Below are 15,597 nucleotides of genomic sequence, written 5' to 3' on the forward strand. Positions count from 1 at the left end.
AGAACGACCGCGCGATGGATTGCCGAACTCTCAGCGCTTGAGGCGCCGGGACAGCAGCGGCGGCAACAGGATCACAAGCACCAGAAGCAGCCCGGCGGCCAGCATGATCGCCTGTGACCCACCGAACTCGGAACTCGCAAGAGTGAACGGCGTCGAGACAGCGTTTGCCCGCGAGGTCGACCCGCCACTCACCAGCGCTCCATTTGCGTCGTAAACCGGGGTGTCACCGGTGGTCGCGGCAGTACCGACTGTCCCCGCCCCCGCGGCATCTGCTCCGGGAGTTTGGGCCGCTCCGGATGCGCTCCCTCCCGTTCCGGACCCGGTGACCGCCGTGCTGACCCCGGCAGCGCCGGCGGTGCCGGTGGTGCACTGGTTCGGGCCCTTCTGGTCACATGCTGCCGGTTGCGGAGCAGAGGATGCGAGCTTGTTGCTCCCCGGGTTTGCCGGATCGAAAGTCGGGTTATTGCACTTGGACAGGTCACCGCTCGTGGCTACGGATCCCGGTATGCGCGCAATCTGCTGGAAACCCGCGGTCACGAGGTTGAGCGGAAGGGGCGAATACCCCAGAGCAGCGGCCTGTTGCTGACCTTCGCACAGCATGTAGCTTGCGAAGGTACTGAGAGTGACGCCCTTCTTCGCCGTAAAGATACCGGCGACAGCGGTCGGCACGATCATGTAGGAGTAGCTCGAGAGTGGATACGTGCGCTTGTCGGGGTTGCTGTAGACACCGTCCAGAATCTGGGTGAGGTCGGTCGGGTTGATCGCCGCCTGCAGCAGCGCCACCGCAACGGACGGAGCCGTCGGTTCGATGTAGTAGCCAGCGGCGTTGAGCACTTTGGCCACCGGAAAGCCCGACTTGAGCGCATAGGAGTACTCGACGTAGGTGATGGCTCCCTCGCCGTAGTTCTGACTCACGTAACCGGCGACCCCGAGGGATCCGCTCTGCGCCTTCGCCGATCCTTTCACCGGGTACTGCGAGGTGAGCCCGGACCGGCCAGAAAAGGCACTCCACAATGCCGGGTACTGCTTTGACATCCACAGGGTGAACTGCGCGGTCGAGCCGGATCCATCGGAGCGCACCACCGGCACGATCGGCTTATTGGGCATCGCGAGGCCCGGGTTGTCGGCCTGAATCAACGGGTCGTTCCAGTTCGTGATCGTGTTGGTGAAGATCTTCGTGATCGTCTCGCCTCCGAGCCGGAGGTTCGACACTTGCTTTCCCCCGATTTTGAGGTTGTACATGAACGAGGTGCCACCGGCCACGATCGGCATATAGGCGTACCCGTTTGCCGGCTTTTCCGGAGCGGATCCGTCCTCTGGGGCGCTCTGAAACGGGATCTCGCTCACGGCAAAGTCGACGGTGCCGCCGATGAAGTCCTTCCGCCCGGCCGACGAACCGGTACCCGAGTAGTTGACCGTCATGCCGTAGTTCGAGGCGACGTTGCGTCGCCACTGGTCGAGCGCGTTCTGCGACCAGGTCGATCCCGTTCCGCTGATCGGGGTGTAGGTCGTGGCGGCCTCGGCCGCCTGGCCGGTACCGGTCGTGGCGGCCCCGGCGAAGATCGTGACCGCGAACAGGATGCTGATGAGACGGATGAGTCGGGTGCGCGGCGTCACGGTGACGTCTCCTCGGGGTGTGGCGGATCAATGGCGGGGAAAAGTTGGGTACCTTCGGGCGGTTCAGAACTCTCACGGTGCTCCGCAGCGTTTTCCGGGGCGGGCGGAGTGGCGATGACAGTGGCGGCAACAGGAGTCGTGACGTTCGTCAATCGCGCCATCCGCTTCAGATCGTCTGCGGACTGGCCAGCAACGCGACGGCGCTGGCGGTCGGTGAGTTGCCCGGGGCCACGCCCGCCGAACACCCGGGCGATCGTGAACAGGGTGAGCACGAGAAGCAGTAGCACCGCCGCCGTGCCGAAGCCACGGGCGATCATGTTCGGTTCTGGCGACTTGACGAAGTCGAACACCTGGAGTGGTAGCGAGATCATCGGGCCAGAGAAGGGGTTGACATTGAGCACCGAGGTGATCCCCGAGGTGAGGAGAACCGGGGAGGTCTCTCCGATCCCCCGCGCGGTGCCGAGAATGACGGCCGTCACGAGTCCGGACCGAGCAGTGGGAAGCACCACATGCCACACCGTGCTCCAGCGAGTTGAACCGAGCGCGTACGACGCCTCCCGCAGGTTTCCGGGCACGAGCCTCAGCACGACATCCGATGCCCGGATCACGATCGGAAGCATCATCACCGTGATCGCCATTGCCGCAGCGAAGCCCGACCGCTGATGGGTGATCAGCTGGATGATGGCCGCGTAGACGAACAGTCCGGCGACAATCGACGGGAGAGCCGTCATTGCGTCCGCGATCGTGCGAACGAACCGGGCGAACCGGCCGCCGATCTCGTTGAGGAAGACCGCTGTCGTGATTCCGAGTGGAATCGTGATGGCCAAAGCGATGCTGATCTGAATCAGTGAGCCGACAATCGCATGAAAGATTCCGCCAACCGACAGCGGGTCGAGCGGGCCGGCGAGCTGCATCGTCTCGGTGAAGAAATTGAGATTCGGCAGCGCATCTTTACCCCGGATGAGCGCAAACGCGACCACGAACACCAGCGCGCTGAACAGGATGATGCCCGCGCTCACCAGCAGGGCGGTCATGATCCGATCCTTCACCTCCTGTGCATCGGAGCGAAGAGAGACGAGCAGGATGTAGAACCCGATAAACGACAGGAAGGCGACGACGACCCATCCGACAATCCCGGTCAGCGGGGTGAACCAGCCGAACAGCAAAGCGGTGAGGGCGATGGATGCGACCGCGGCACCGAACAGATTGAACTTCTCGTCGAGAGTGGCCTTACGCAGGTTGCGTCGGGGGCCGGTCTCGACTCCCTCGACCGAGGGAATGCTCGTCGCGAGACCGCTCAAGTCGTCAGGTTCATCCGGAGCGTCGACCTCGCCCCCCACGCGCGGGTGGAGTGTCGTCTCGTCAGAAATGATCGACATGCGCTACCCGGTCTCGGCGCCGGAGCGCGATCGTGCGACGATTGACGACGCGGTGAAGTTCACGGCCAGGGTGATCAGAAACAGTACGAGGCCCGCCGCCATGAGCGCTGACAGGCCGAAATCGCTCGCTTCTCCATAGCGAAGAGCGATCAGGGCAGAGACCGAATTGGTTCCCGTCTTCAACACCTGCCAGTTGATCGTAAAGATCGGCGAAATGATCATGTACACCGCGATCGTCTCTCCGAGCGCACGACCAAGGCCGAGCATGGTGCCACCGATGATCCCGCCCTTCCCGAACGGGATGACCACTGTGCGGATCATTCCCCACCGGGTAGAGCCGAGCGCAAGAGCACCTTCGCGCTCTCCAATCGGTGCCTGTGAAAACGCTTCTTGCATCACGGAGGTCTGGGTCGGCACAACCATCAGCCCGACGACGATGCCGGCGATGAACGCGGATGAGGTGAATGCACTCGCTTCCGAGAGGGGAAGCCCCGCTGCATCCGATACCCGAAGGAACGGGATCCACCCGAAGTAGGTCGAGATCCATTGAGCGACCGGGATGACATTGGCCTGGAGGAAAAACAATCCCCAGAGTCCGTACACCACACTCGGCACCGCAGCCATCAGGTCGACAAGCGAGACCAGCGCCGACCGGAGGCGGCCGGTGACGACCTCGGAGATCAGCAGTGCGGTTCCGAGTGCGAGTGGCACAGCCACGCCCATCGCAACGATCGCAACGTTGAAGGTGCCGAAGAGAATGGCAGCTATCCCGAACACGTGGGTTTCCGGTGACCACTGCTGTTCAACCAGGAAGGAGAATTCAGAGACCTTCAGGGCATCACTTGCCCGAATGGACAGGAATAGACCGACGGCGAGCATGATGCCGACCGTCGTGGCACCTGCGGTGAGGGTCACCGCCGTGAATGCAGAATCGGACCGCGATGGAGCAGACACGAGCGAGCGTCTGACCGGCGGTGCGTCAGTACGGGTCACGTTCGTCCTCCTCTCAGCCCGACACAGCGATTCGCAGCTGCTGTTGCGCTGATCATCAGTCCCCCACATGAACGGAACAAATCTGCCGTGTGAAGTGGATCTGGACGGCGAGTGAGCCGCAACTCTCTAAATTTTTCGGTCATGGGCTGACCGGCCTCGACGTCGGCCCCGTACTGGGTGCCGGACTCGGTGCCGGACCCGGGCTCGGGCTCGCACTCGGGCTCGGCGTGAAAGCACGAGGGGTTGGCGGGAGGATTGAGACGGTGATGATGATGCCGGCCCCAATCGGCAGCGCGGTCGCCTCCGCCGGATCGCTGCCCAGTACCGTGCCGCTCGCGTGATCCGGATCCGGATCCTCCTGATCGTGCCGCACCGCAGAGAAGCCCGCGCTGCGCACCGCGTCGAGGGCGGCTGATGCGCTCAAGCCGACAACGCGAGGCACGATATTCACCCCGGAGGCCACGACCAGGTCGATACGAGCACCAAGAGCCACACCGGCACCCTCTCCATCGGGTACTGAGAGCACCGTCTGTGCTGCCGCGGGCGAATTTATCGAAGAGACCGTGCCGAGAGCCAGCCCCACTCTGCTGAGGGCCGTGCGCGCCTCATCGAGGCTGAGCGCCACGAGCCTCGGCACGGTGATGTTCGGAGCCGCCGCCGGTCGCACAGAACTTATTGCTGTGCTGGAGGGTTGCGGAGACGCGGCGGGGGTCATCGAGGGTGACCCGGCAGTAGATGAACCCGAAGCCCCGCTCGAGGCGAGCAGCACAGCGATGGCGAGCACCGATCCGATCGCCCCGGTGGCGATCAACACCGCTAACCCCCCACGTCGAACTGGCGTGAGGCTGTGCACCACCAACTCACGTTCCGAACGTTGGTTTTCACCGGCACGCTGCGCCCATCGGCGATCTGCGGCTGTCGCGACCCTCCCCGCGTGGTCGGCTCCTGGAACGTCGGCTGTGAGTCGGTCGGCTGTGCTGCGGTGGGCTTCGCGCACGTCGGCCTGCTGGCCGGGGAGCAACCGGGTGTGATCGGTGGCCGCACCCCGGGCGTTGGCACCACGAACGACCCGACGCATCTGCGTGGCAGAACCGTATCGATCGGCCTCAACGGAGCTCATTGCGGTGACGACGATGCGGTCGACCGCGGTCGGTATTCCCTGCGCCACAACGGAGGGCACCGGCGGCGGCGCCTCCAGATGGGCGCGCATCACGGCTTCCGGAGTGCTGCGCTGGTACGGCGCTTGCCCCGTCAGGGCGAAATACAGCGTCGCTCCCGTCTGATAGATGTCTCCCCGAACACCGACCGGCTGTCCCGAAGCCTGCTCAGGTGACATGTAGTTGACGCTGCCGAGCACACCCTTCGCCGCGCTTTCCGTTGTCGTGCTTCGAACGACATCTGACCCTGTGGTGGCCCGGCCGATCAGGTCGGCCAGACCGAAGTCCACCAGACAGACGTCAATCGCGCGTAACGAGCCAGGCCCGGCGGCGTAGTCGACCATGACGTTCGCTGGACTCACATCACGGTGAACCATGCCCTGCGCGTGCGCAGCTTCCAAAGCGGCTAACAGACCATCCGCAACGGTCAGCGCATCCTGCGGTCTCAGCGCACCGTTGAGTCGCACGTGTTCGGCGAGGCTGATGCCCGCTGCGCGTTCGAGTGCGATCCAGGCGACGCTGTCGTCGTCAGTTCCATGTATTCCGTAGCCGAGGACGAGGGCGATGTTGGGGTGTCGCACACTTTCAGCAGCGGATGCCTCCAGAAGAAACCCCTTCTTCATCTCCGCCGACGTGGAGAGGTGCGGGTGCAGGATCTTGAGCGCGATCATCCGCTCGGTCGTGAAGTCGCGCGCCTCGAAGACGGATACGGAACCTCCCGAACCGAGCAGCCTCACGATCTGGAAGCGGCCCGAGATGAGCCGGGGGTCGGCGCTGGGGACAGGCCCGACGTCGGTTATCGGATCGATGACCGCGCCGAGCTGCTGTTTTCCGGCTGCACGATTCTCGTGCCCGGGCGAAGGACCGCGACCGACAGGGATAGCTCCGCGTGCTCGATCGACGATCGGCGATCTCGTTCGGTGACATACCAGCGTGCGCAGGTGAGGGCAACAATCCCTTCGATAGAAGCGTACCACCCGTACAGTCCCCGATACTGATCGAAAACGAGCCTGAACTGCATCTCCCGAGCCACGGACTGGAGCCGCGAGGCGTCATCGATTGCACCGGTGAGAGCGCTATGGACGCGTGATCCCCGTGCCAACATTCGGTTGTTGGCGGAGATGAGATGCCACACATATGCACCGTCGTCTGGCGCGCCAACGACCGGGGCGACGAGGGCACCATCATTGCCGGCGACTCGCTCGAAATGATCAATCCACAGCTGCAGTTTCGGGCTCCGCGCCGTTGCAAAACGCATAAAAACTATGCGAGAACCGACCGTCATGGTTCGGCATCCTTCGTGCTCGGGTAAGCGCCCGAGATGGACACGATCGGAGTCAACTTTTCGTGGTTGAACGCCTGCCTTCAGGAAAGTTACCAAGAACCTTCACGCAGATGAACAACAGAAGCTAAGTCTTTAACACCGTGTACTTCTTCACGCACAAGCCTCGACCGGTCCAGTCTTTCTGCGCGCAGGCACCGTATAGCGGCATCGCCGGGCCCTGCCCGACCCACCACCGATGCCAGAAGCCTCAGGCCTCGAGCACCTCGCTGAGCTCGAGCCAGCGCAACTCGAGATCTACCCTCATTTCGTCCTGCGCTCCCAATTCCTTCTGCAGTGCTGCAAGCCCGGTAAAATCACCCTGATCGTGGCTGGCAAAACGACCATGAATTGAGGCGATCTGGGTGGTGACTTTCTCGAGCTTGCGCGTGACCGATCCGAGTTCTTTCTGAGCGTTCCGCAGCTCAGCGCCGGTCAGCTTCGTGCGGCCCTTCGAGTTGGTTATCGACTTCTTCTCGGGGGTAGCCGAGTCGGCCCTGTGGGTCTCGGTAACGGTGAGTCCCTTGGTGGTCTGCTGCGCCCGCAACTGCAGATACTGGTCTACCCCACCGGGCAGGTGCCGCATGCGCTTGTCGAGGATCGCGTACTGGTTGTCGGTGACGCGTTCGAGCAGGTACCGGTCGTGGCTCACCACGAGCAGCGTGCCAGGCCAGGAGTCGAGCAGATCTTCGATGGCGGCGAGAATATCGGTGTCGAGATCGTTGGTCGGCTCGTCGAGGATCAGCACATTGGGCTCCCCGAGCAGGATGAGCAGCAACTGCAGGCGTCGACGCTGGCCTCCGGAGAGGTCCTTGACCTTGGTGCTCAGCTGGGCTGACATGAATCCCATGCGCTCAAGCAGCTGGCCGGGGGTCAGTTCCTTGCCGCCGGTGACGTAGGAGCTCTTCTGGCGGGCGATGACATCCATCACTCGGTCCTCGAGAATGTCCGCGAGTTCCCCGAGTTGCTGGCTCAGGATGGCGACGCGGATGGTCTTGCCGCGCTTCACCCGGCCACTGGTCGGAAGCAGCGTGCCGGCGATGAGACCGAGCAGTGTGGACTTTCCCGCCCCATTCACCCCGAGGATGCCGGTGCGCTCGCCCGGTGCGACACGCCACTCGATGTCCTTGAGGATTTCGGCGCCGCCGGTGACGTTGCCGTCGGCATCCGCTGTGCCACCGTAGGTGACACCCACGTCGAGCAGGTCGACGACGTCCTTACCGAGACGGGCGGTGGCGAGTTGGCTGAGGGCCACGGTGTCGCGCGGCGGCGGTTCATTCGCAATGAGGTCGTAGGCGGCATCCATCCGGAACTTCGGCTTGGTACTGCGGGCCGGCGCACCGCGGCGCAGCCAGGCGAGCTCCTTGCGGGCCAGGTTCTGGCGCTTCGACTCCATGGTCGCCGCCATCTCGTCGCGCTCGACCCGCTGCAGGATGTAGGCGGCGTACCCGCCCTCGAATGGCTCGATGATCTGGTCGTGCACCTCCCAGGTATCGGTGGATACCTCGTCGAGGAACCACCGATCGTGGGTCACGACGATGAGCCCGCCCTGGGTCGGCGACCAGCGCTTGTTGAGATGGCCGGCAAGCCAGGCAATTCCTTCGACGTCGAGGTGGTTGGTCGGCTCATCGAGGAAGATGACATCCCAGTCGCCGACCAGGAGCTTGGCGAGGGCAACGCGACGGCGCTGGCCGCCCGAAAGCTCTCCGATCGTGGCTTCCCACGGCACATCCAGCAGCAGTCCGTCGATCACATCGCGGATGCGGGCGTCCCCGGCCCATTCGTACTCGTCTTTGTCGCCGACGATGGCGTCCTTGACAACAAGGTCTTCCGGCAGCAGGTCGGCCTGGTCAAGCATCCCGAGCGTGACGCCGTTGCGGCGGGTGACGCGGCCGGCGTCCGGCTCGATGCGCCCGCTCAGCAGGCGGAGGAGGGTCGACTTGCCGTCGCCGTTACGTCCGACTACGCCGATGCGATGGCCCTCGTCGAGGCCGATCGTGAGCCGGTCGAAGATGACACGGGTGGGATATTCGAGGTGAAGGGACTCGGCGCCCAGGAGATGTGCCACTGCTTTACTTTACCGGCTGTCAGTGTGTGCACCCTGCGGTGCCTCAGCCAATCGACTTGGTAGACGTTGCGGGTTCCGCGGCTGCCAGGTCGCAACGTCTACCGAGACGATTGGTGTGCGGCGGATGTCAGGCGGTGTTACGGAAGGGGCGGGAGATTTGCGCGATCCCGCAGAGCTTCGCGGATACGCTCCGCCGTCCAGTGCGGATTTGAAAAGATGTGCTTCGCAATGACGAGGATGACGACCCAACCGGCCCGCTCAAACAGGATTCGGCGCTCGATGTCATCCGCAAAGACAGCGGGATTCGTCCAGTGGTCGCTTCCCTGATACTCGATAGCGATCCGCTCCCGCACGTAAGCGAGGTCCGGCGTGCCGATGAAATCGCCGTTCTCGTCTCGCACCGTATGACCGATGACCGGCTCCGGTAGTTGTGCGCGCACGATCATCAGCCGGGTTCGCGTCTCCATCGGCGAATCCGTCCCCTGGCGTACCTCCGGCAGCGCGAGCCGTGCGGAGCGTGCTCCGCGTGCCGGCCCCATCGAGTTCACCGCCGCTGCCAATTCCTCCAGCGTGCACAGCGGAGCTTTTCGCTTCACCAGGAAGTCACCCGCAATAACGAGATCGTCATGGCTGAGCACTGCGGCAAGCTGCGTGAAGGTTCGTGCCGGCGAAACCATCCGAAATCCGTTGCGCGTTCGGGGGGCGATTGGTACAGACAGACGGTGGCCGGCGATACCGCGCACTCGTGGCGGGAAGGCCGGTTCGTGCACGCTGACATGGACAATCGGCATATTTTCGAGATGGCGCGGCAGCGGAATACCGTAGAGCTTCGCGGCGGTGACGTGGCTGAAGTATTCATCCTCAGCCATGTGAGCGGCATATCTGCCGATCTGCAGCTCGAACGAGTTTTCTGCGGTGCGAGGCTCGCGCACCCCACGGATCGGCACCCGGAGATCGGATGCGCGCAGCCGTGACGCGGAGATTCCGCAGTCTCGCGCGTCAGCTGCAGCAAATGGGATGCCGACAAATTGCGTCGGCAGGGGTTCGCGCTTCGGCATCCTGAATAGTCTCCCATTATGCGAGAGTCGCGCTCGAACAATCCACATGCCAAGCCACCTGCCAACCCGCATACCAATCGACTTGATAGACGTTGCGACTTGACTACCCCTATAAGTACCAACGTCTACCAAGTCGATTCGAGAGAGGTGAGGGGAACAGAGAGCGGAACGGGAGAGGAGAAAGAAGAGAAACTGGAGAGAGAAAGAGAAGAGCTGAGATGAGGAGCAAAAAGTAAGGGGCGAGAAAAGGCCCAGGGCCCAGGGGGCAGGGGGCAGGGGGCAGGGGGCAGGGGAGAATAGAGGAATGGATGCTGCAATCACCATCGCCGTCATCGGGGGTTCCGGCCTCTACTCGCTCTTCGACCCGGCCGAGAGCGAGACTCACCGCATCGAAACCCCCTACGGACCGACGGAGGTCACCGTCGGCCAACTCGGTGGGCGCCGCGCGGCCTTCCTCACCCGACATGGCGTCAGCCATTCGGTCGCCCCGCACCTCATCAACTATCGGGCGAATATCTGGGCGCTCGCGAGCCTCGGGGTGCGCGTCATCCTCTCCTCCTCTGCGGTGGGAGGCGTGACTGCCGAGTATGCGCCAGGCACTTTCGTGCTCACCGACCAGTTCATCGATCGAACGAGCGGTCGCCCAGACACCTTCTTCGACGAGGGTTCGGTGCAGCACCTGGCAGCCGCCGATCCCTTCGCGCCAGAGCTCCACCACATTGCCGCCCGCGCGCTCGCCGACGAGCCGATGTTGGCTGGCGAGACTGTCAAGACCTCGGGAACGGTTGTCGTGATCCAGGGTCCGCGGTTCTCCACCCGCGCAGAGTCGCTGTGGTTTGCCGCCGCGGGGGCACATACCGTGAACATGACGATGTATCCGGAGGTGCCACTCGCCGCCGAGCTCAACATCGACACGGTCAACCTGTCCTACGTCACCGACAGCGACGCGGGACTGGCCCCCCACGCAAGCGACGCGCACCCCAGCGACGAGAGCGCACGCAACGCGAGCCCCACCACACCGCACCCCAGCGACCCGGACCCGGATGCCGTGAGCCACCAGCTCGTGCTGCGACGCCTCGCAGCGGCCCAGCCCCGCATCGTCGCGGCGATCGCGGCCATCATTCGCGCACTGCCCGATGGATACAGCGCCAGTCAGAGCATCGATCCGGCCGAGGTCGAGGCAGTGCTGGCCAGACCGGTACGCGCTGCATTAACAGATCTGACAGGCGTGAAAGGGGTGACGCGATGACCACGGTATTGATTACTGGTGGTGCTGGCTTCATCGGCTCCGCGATCGTCGACGCGGCCCTCGAAAAGGGCTGGCGCGTGCGCGTGATCGACTCCCTTCGCCCGGACGTGCACGGCGGCGATTACCGTGCCGACCCGCGCGTCGAGTTCATCACGGCCGACGTGCGAGATCCGGATGCCCTCGCCGTCGCTCTTTTCGGGGTAGATGTCGTCTGCCACCAAGCCGCCAAGGTAGGCCTCGGGGTGTCATTCGAGGATGCTCCGGACTATGTCGCAAGCAATGACCTCGGCACGGCCGTGTTGCTTGCCGCCATGGCGCGGTCCGATGTCGAACGACTCGTCGCGGCATCCTCGATGGTGGTCTACGGCGAAGGTAACTACCGTGACAGCTCGGGACGCTCGAGGCGGCCAGCGGCCCGACGGGTCGAAGATCTCGACGCCGGACACTTCGATCCGTTGGATTCCGATGGCCGCCCCCTGCAGCCGGAACTCATCACTGAAGACGCCCCGCTCGATCCGCGCAACGTGTACGCCGCCTCGAAGCTCGCGCAGGAGTACCTCGCCGCCGCCTGGGCACGATCCACCGGTGGGCGGGCTATTGCCCTGAGGTACCACAATGTCTACGGACCGGGGATGCCTCAGAACACGCCCTATGCCGGAGTTGCCTCCCTGTTCCGCTCGGCGCTCGAACGCGGGGAGGCACCCCGAGTATTCGAGGACGGTGCGCAGCGGCGGGACTTCGTCCATGTTCGGGACGTTGCATCCGCGAATCTCAGCGCGATCGAGTCGCTAGCGGGGCCGGGCGAAGCGTTTCGTGCCTTCAACGTCGGCAGTGGAATCGTGCACACCATCGGGGATCTCGCGCATGCCCTCAGCCGCAATACCGGCGGGCCCGGGCCGGTGATCACTGGTGAATACCGTCTGGGTGACGTGCGGCACATCACCGCGTCATCCGAACGCCTGAAGTCAGAGCTCGGCTGGAGTCCGCTGGTGAGCTTCGACGCGGGGATGGCCGAGTTCGCGAGCGCCCCGCTGCGGGCGGCGGTCACCTGAGGCGCGGCCAGCGCCGTCAGCTGACGGAGACCGTGATCGAGTGCCAGCCCTCTGAGCCATTGGGGGCCGGCGCCCGGTAGGTCTGGCGCTGGGTTGTGCCCTCGGCATCCGTCGCCCGAACCTGGATCTTATGCGAACCCGGGCTGGCCGGCCAGCGGTAGACCCACTGACGCCAGGTGTCTGCGGAGATCGAGTCGGCGAGCACGGCTTCCACCCACGGACCGTCATCCACCTGCACCTCCACAGCCGTGACTCCCACGTGTTGATCCCAAGCCACGCCGGCGATCGCGATCGTTCCTGCAGCAATGGCATCCCCTGGGCGCGGTGTATCGATGCGGGAGGCAAGCTTGATCGGACCCTTGGCGTCCCAGCCGCGCGGGGTCCAGTAGCCCTGATCTTCCGAGAACTTCGTCACCTTGAGCTCGACCACCCACTTGGTCGCCGAGACGTAGCCGTACAGTCCGGGCACGACCATCCGCACCGGAAAGCCGTGTTCAAGCGGCAGCGCCTCACCATTCATACCGACCGCGAGCATGGCGTTCGTCCCCGCATCCTGCAGAACGGACAGCGGCGTACCCGCGGTGAAGCCGTCGATGCTGGTGGAGAGCACCATGTCCGCTCCCGCCTTCGGTACCGCCTGCGCGAGCAACTCGCGAAGCGGATAGCCCAGCCAGAGCGCATTCCCGATCAGATCGCCACCCACGTCGTTCGACACGCAGGTGAGGGTGGCGAGATGCTCCTCCAGCGGCTTCGCCAGCAGTTCAGCGAAGCTCAGGGAGATCTCGTTCTCCACCATTCCGGTGACCTTCAGCCTCCACTTATCGGGGTCGATCGATGGCACCTGCAGCGCCGTGTCGATTCGGTAGAAGTCCGCGGTCGGTGTGATGAACGGGGTGATCCCTGGCACGTCGAGCATGACGCCCGCGGGCACTGGCTCCGCGGCGACGGCGGCCTTCGGCAGCGCAATCTTCGTGCGGATGGCGGCCACCCGGTTCGACGTCGCGTTCATCAGCCGCGCCCCGGTGCCGACGACGACGGATGCCGCACCCGCGACGACCGCGAAGGTCAGGAAGCCGCGCCGCTCGAGCTGTGGCCCGGCAACGGATGCCACCTGATCCGGAGCATCCCCGATACGCAGAGCCCGACGTTCAGCTGCACGCACCCACAGGCCGAGGCGTTCGATCGCGAGCCGCAGCACCACGACTCCCGCGACGGCTCCGACGACGGTGGCGATCCCGCTGAACCCGGTCGCACCGGCGCGGGTGACCACCGCGATGAGTGCGACGACACCGCCGATGCCGATCACGATCATCCCGAACGGGGGACGCCGCAATTCGAGCACGCCGGCTCCTGCCGAGATCACGACAATGAGCACACCCATCAGCGTGAGAAGCGCCGCCTTATCCCCGGTGCCGAAGAGCGCGATCACGAACTCCTTGACACCGGCCGGCGCCAGGTCGATCACGAGAGATCCGACCGCGAACAGCGGGCTGCCCGCGGCACCGACGAACAGTGATCCGAATTCGGCGACCCCGAGCACGACCGCGGCGGCCATCACCCCGGTGAACGCCGCCCACGCGGCAGCTGTTCGGGGCGCTAGCCCGGTGTCGACGCTCATGCGGTCACCGGCTGAGGCGTTGACAACCCATCCCCCGATCCAATCGGCGGAAGGAACACGTCAAAGCGACATCCGCCCGGCACGTTCTGTACGACGACGCGGCCGCGATGGGCCTGCACGATCCCCTGCACGATCGCAAGCCCGAGACCCGCACCACCGGAGCGGGAGGTCGCCGCCTCGGGGGTGCGCGAGTTGCTCGCGCGCCAGCCGGCCTCGAAGACGCGTCCGAGATCCTTCTCTGGGATCCCGCCCGCAGCATCGATCACTGAGATTACGGCGAGTCCGTCATCACTCTGCCTGGCACTCACCGTAATCGGACTGCCAGCAGGCGAGTGCTGGATCGAGTTCATCACCAGGTTGCCGACGACACGGGAGAGCTCCCTCGGATCGGCGAGGATCATGAGCTCCCGCGCACCGTCCCCAACGAGCGAAATAGATCGGGACTCGGCGAACGGACCGAGCTCGGCCACCACGTCGCTGATGAGGTCGTAGAGCGACACTTTCTGCATCGACAGGCGCAGAGACCCCGAGTGGATGCGGGACAGCTCGTTCAAGTCGTCGACCATTCCACTCATGCGGTCGACCTGGTTACGCATCTTCACGTAGTACCGATTCGGCTCATCGACCATGCCGTCTTCGAGTGCTTCGGCCATGGCACGGATGCCGGCAAGCGGACTGCGCAGGTCGTGCGATATCCATGCCACGAGTTCGCGCCGCGAGTTCTCTGCGAGCGCCTCGCGCGCACGGGACTCGGCGAGCCGAGTGTTGGTCGCGATCAACTCGAGGGCGAGTGCGGCAAACTCGTTGCTCGAGTGCCGCACCTGCTCGACCATCCCCTCGTCGGTGCCGATGAGCCGAGTCGCAGCGATCAGCTGGCGGCTGTTTCGCACGAGCGAACGGCCGAGCACCACGGCGAGCGCGAGCGAGACAATTCCGGCGATCGCCGCAACAGACACCTGCACAAACAGGTCTTCGGCTGTGACGAGCATCGCCGAGGCCGCGAGCCACACACCCCCGGTGATCGAGAGCACCGCGGCGAGCACCACGACGCACAGCTGCAGCACGAGCGAAGTGCGGGTCATGAACCGAAGCACCACGAGCGTGACCGCTCCGACCGCGCCCGCGCAGGCGAGGGCGAGGAGCGACACCGTCAGCAGGTCAGTCGCACTCATCTGCTCACCGCCGGGGCGCTATCAAAGCGATACCCAACGCCCCAGACGGTGCAGATCACGGTCGGATGCGCGGCATCCACCTCGATCTTCTCCCGCAGCCGACGCACGTGAACGGTCACGGTGGAAAGGTCACCGAACTCCCATCCCCAGACAGCACGGAGCAGTTCTTCGCGACCGAATACCTGGTGCGGATGCTTCAGCAGGAAGGCGATCAGGTCGAACTCGCGAATGGTGAGGGCGATCGGCTGCCCCCGGAGTGCCAACTGGCGGGAGGACACGTCCAGGCGGAAGTCACCCACATCGAGGATCGACTCCGGCGAGAACTCTGGCAGGCTGCGGCGCAACACGGACTGCACTCTCAGCACCAGTTCCCGCGGCGAAAAAGGCTTGGCAAGATAGTCGTCAGCGCCAGCCTCAAGGCCGTCGATTCGATCCTCCTCCTCGCGCAACGCCGTCAGCATAATCACCGGCACCGCGCGTTCGGCCCGAATGCGGCGACACACCTCGACCCCGTCGATGCCCGGCAACATCCGATCAAGCACCACCAGATCCGGGCGGATGCGGGCGGCCGTCTCGACGGCGCTGAGGCCGTCGGCCACGCTCTCCACGATGAAGCCGGCCGAGCGCAGATAGCTGCAGACGACCTCGGAGACAGTGACGTCGTCATCCACCACCAGAATGCGGCGATCTCGAAGTTGGTCGGGCACAGGGGTGGTAGCGGGCACAGGGGTGGTAGCGGGCACAGGGGTGGTAGCGGGCACAGGGGTGGTAGCGGGCACAGGGGTGGTAGCGGGCACAGGGGTGGCAGCAGGCACAGGGGCCCTTGTCGGCGCTGCGGTGGATAGCGAGCTCACTTGCTCAGGATAGGCGGGTAACCCGCCGAATCCAGCGCCGGACAGCCTGCACCAGCGAT

General features: G+C 64.5%; 12 protein-coding genes. 2 read left to right on the plus strand and 10 right to left on the minus strand.

Going from position 1 to position 15,597, the window contains the following annotated elements:
- Positions 1–30: 30 nt before the first annotated feature.
- From pstS to IWX88_RS09430, 7 genes are all read right to left on the minus strand, one after another.
- Positions 31–1,617: a phosphate ABC transporter substrate-binding protein PstS gene (gene pstS / locus IWX88_RS09400; RefSeq protein ID WP_196829666.1), complete on the minus strand. Its 1,587-nt coding sequence runs from the start codon at positions 1,615–1,617 to the stop codon at positions 31–33.
- Positions 1,614–2,996, minus strand: coding sequence for a phosphate ABC transporter permease PstA (pstA, locus tag IWX88_RS09405; protein ID WP_196829668.1), 1,383 nt, complete (start codon positions 2,994–2,996; stop codon positions 1,614–1,616). The genes pstS and pstA overlap by 4 nt, the downstream gene beginning before the upstream one ends.
- A 3-nt stretch (positions 2,997–2,999) precedes the next feature.
- Entirely contained in the window at positions 3,000–3,989 is a 990-nt protein-coding gene (gene pstC, locus IWX88_RS09410; RefSeq protein WP_370568284.1) for a phosphate ABC transporter permease subunit PstC, read from the minus strand.
- Positions 3,990–4,128: 139 nt separating this feature from the next.
- Positions 4,129–5,883 carry a protein kinase gene (locus IWX88_RS14250; RefSeq protein WP_196829672.1) on the minus strand — a complete coding sequence of 585 codons (1,755 nt, stop codon included), beginning with the start codon at positions 5,881–5,883 and terminating at the stop codon, positions 4,129–4,131.
- 59 nt (positions 5,884–5,942) lie between these two features.
- Positions 5,943–6,431: a hypothetical protein gene (locus IWX88_RS09420; protein ID WP_196829674.1), complete on the minus strand. Its 489-nt coding sequence runs from the start codon at positions 6,429–6,431 to the stop codon at positions 5,943–5,945.
- A gap of 247 nt (positions 6,432–6,678) precedes the next feature.
- Positions 6,679–8,535, minus strand: coding sequence for an ABC-F family ATP-binding cassette domain-containing protein (locus IWX88_RS09425; RefSeq protein ID WP_196829676.1), 1,857 nt, complete (start codon positions 8,533–8,535; stop codon positions 6,679–6,681).
- A 137-nt stretch (positions 8,536–8,672) separates the two neighbouring features.
- The gene (locus tag IWX88_RS09430) at positions 8,673–9,593 is read right to left on the minus strand and encodes a hypothetical protein (protein ID WP_196829678.1); all 921 of its coding nucleotides are present in this window, start codon (positions 9,591–9,593) and stop codon (positions 8,673–8,675) included.
- Positions 9,594–9,897: 304 nt separating this feature from the next.
- Here IWX88_RS09430 and IWX88_RS09435 point away from each other — a divergent pair, with 304 nt between their 5' ends.
- On the plus strand, positions 9,898–10,842 hold the full coding sequence (locus IWX88_RS09435) for an MTAP family purine nucleoside phosphorylase (RefSeq protein WP_196829680.1): 945 nt from the start codon (positions 9,898–9,900) through the stop codon (positions 10,840–10,842).
- Positions 10,839–11,894 carry an NAD(P)-dependent oxidoreductase gene (locus IWX88_RS09440; protein WP_196829682.1) on the plus strand — a complete coding sequence of 352 codons (1,056 nt, stop codon included), beginning with the start codon at positions 10,839–10,841 and terminating at the stop codon, positions 11,892–11,894. The genes IWX88_RS09435 and IWX88_RS09440 overlap by 4 nt, the downstream gene beginning before the upstream one ends.
- 16 nt (positions 11,895–11,910) lie before the next feature.
- Here IWX88_RS09440 and IWX88_RS09445 read toward each other — a convergent pair whose 3' ends face one another.
- From IWX88_RS09445 to IWX88_RS09455, 3 genes are read right to left on the minus strand one after another with little or no spacing between them, the layout of a single operon-like run.
- On the minus strand, positions 11,911–13,512 hold the full coding sequence (locus IWX88_RS09445) for a molybdopterin-dependent oxidoreductase (RefSeq protein ID WP_196829684.1): 1,602 nt from the start codon (positions 13,510–13,512) through the stop codon (positions 11,911–11,913).
- Positions 13,509–14,684: a cell wall metabolism sensor histidine kinase WalK gene (locus tag IWX88_RS09450; RefSeq protein ID WP_196829686.1), complete on the minus strand. Its 1,176-nt coding sequence runs from the start codon at positions 14,682–14,684 to the stop codon at positions 13,509–13,511. The genes IWX88_RS09445 and IWX88_RS09450 overlap by 4 nt, the downstream gene beginning before the upstream one ends.
- Positions 14,681–15,391 (minus strand): response regulator, encoded by a 711-nt coding sequence (locus IWX88_RS09455; protein ID WP_370568285.1) that lies wholly within the window; start codon positions 15,389–15,391, stop codon positions 14,681–14,683. Before IWX88_RS09455 ends, IWX88_RS09450 begins: the two co-directional genes overlap by 4 nt.
- Positions 15,392–15,597 lie beyond the last annotated feature (206 nt).

This window comes from Frigoribacterium sp. CG_9.8 (assembly GCF_015751965.1).
In the GTDB taxonomy this organism is placed as follows: domain Bacteria; phylum Actinomycetota; class Actinomycetes; order Actinomycetales; family Microbacteriaceae; genus Lacisediminihabitans.

Coding starts and splice junctions, on each gene's coding strand:
- pstA (WP_196829668.1), bottom strand. CDS start 2,996: ATGTCGATCATTTCTGACGAGACGACACTCCACCCGCGCGTGGGGGGC.
- IWX88_RS09420 (WP_196829674.1), bottom strand. CDS start 6,431: ATGACGGTCGGTTCTCGCATAGTTTTTATGCGTTTTGCAACGGCGCGG.
- IWX88_RS09430 (WP_196829678.1), bottom strand. CDS start 9,593: ATGCCGAAGCGCGAACCCCTGCCGACGCAATTTGTCGGCATCCCATTT.
- IWX88_RS09435 (WP_196829680.1), top strand. CDS start 9,898: ATGGATGCTGCAATCACCATCGCCGTCATCGGGGGTTCCGGCCTCTAC.
- IWX88_RS09440 (WP_196829682.1), top strand. CDS start 10,839: ATGACCACGGTATTGATTACTGGTGGTGCTGGCTTCATCGGCTCCGCG.
- IWX88_RS09445 (WP_196829684.1), bottom strand. CDS start 13,512: ATGAGCGTCGACACCGGGCTAGCGCCCCGAACAGCTGCCGCGTGGGCG.
- IWX88_RS09450 (WP_196829686.1), bottom strand. CDS start 14,684: ATGAGTGCGACTGACCTGCTGACGGTGTCGCTCCTCGCCCTCGCCTGC.